We start from the raw sequence: 1,158 nt of genomic DNA, 5'->3' as shown, positions 1-1,158 counted from the left end.
TGACCTGGGGCGCCATCTCCGTCCCCACTTTGATGAACGATGCATCGAGCGCCCCAGCGGCCGCGAGCAGGTCAGCCCAGTCCTGCCGCCAATCACCAGAGTCCTCTGTCCACCATCGGGAGCACAGTTCGACTTCGACATGGCTGAGCCCCGATGCCCTGATCTCCTCGGCCAGCAGTTCGTATCCTATGGTGTCGCGGACCTGGCGGAGATCGTCGAGGACGAACCCCACCCCCGCCCATCCAGTTTCGGCGGCCACCCGCACGCGCGTCACGGCAGCGTGTGGACTCGCCTCCGATGCGCGCATCGGTGCCGCGTCTCCGGCGCTCGTCCAACATGTCGCCACCAGTTGAGGATCGTTCATCGCTCGTCCCTCAGCTTCCGCCAGGCAAGGAAGTCGTAGGCGAGTCCGGATTCGATGCCCTCCTCCATCTTCTCCAGCGAGATTCCCCGTGTTTCGGGCACCTGGGTGGCGACGAAGATCAGTGCGACGACCCCGACTCCAGCGAAGACGAAGAAGACTCCTGAGATGCCGATGGCGGCGACGAGTGAGGGGAACACCAGAGCGATGACTCCGTTCATTCCCCACCCGAAGAGCTGCGAGATTCCGATCCCGACTCCTCTCATCGGAAGCGGGAACACCTCAGCCAGCCACACCCACACTGCGACGTTGAGGAAGGTCTGCATCGACGCGACGAAGCCGACGATGAGTGCGAGAATCACCCATGCTCGCAGGGGATTGTCCTCGGACATATACATCGAGCTCAGGCCGATGAGCAGGTGGAATGTAGTGGTGAGTGCCAGCCCGGTGATGAACGTCGTGCGACGGTCGACACGGTCCATCATGTAGAGTGCGACGAATCCGCCGAGCACTGCGACGACTCCGGGAGCGCTGTTGGCGATGAGCGCCGCGTTGGCCGCGAATCCCGACTCGATGAGCACGATCTGCCCGTAGTACATGATCGAGTTGATGCCCGTCAGCTGCTGACATACGGCGACGCCGATGCCGACGAGAACGATCCTGATCAGCCATTTGTTGAAGACGAACTTGCGATAGCCGACTCGCTGGTCTCCGGTTGTCGCTTCGGCGACCAGCTCGACGGCCCCCAGCTCAGCGGCCGCGCGCTCTTCAGTGCGCACCGTTCGCAGAACTTGCAG

General features: G+C 62.8%; 1 protein-coding gene and 1 pseudogene. Both read right to left on the bottom strand.

Annotated features, from left to right (window positions below; genetic code table 11):
* Nucleotides 1-364: pseudogene (locus tag BSP109_RS17190) on the bottom strand (sugar phosphate isomerase/epimerase); the annotation flags it as partial.
* The coding region (locus BSP109_RS16680; RefSeq protein ID WP_146001232.1) for an MFS transporter at nucleotides 361-1,158 on the bottom strand (798 nt) is incomplete at its 5' end. The gene BSP109_RS16680 and the pseudogene BSP109_RS17190, both read right to left, overlap by 4 nt.

This window comes from Brevibacterium sp. Mu109, from assembly GCF_900169375.1.
GTDB lineage: Bacteria > Actinomycetota > Actinomycetes > Actinomycetales > Brevibacteriaceae > Brevibacterium > Brevibacterium yomogidense_A.
This window is presented reverse-complemented; position numbering and strand designations above follow the sequence as displayed.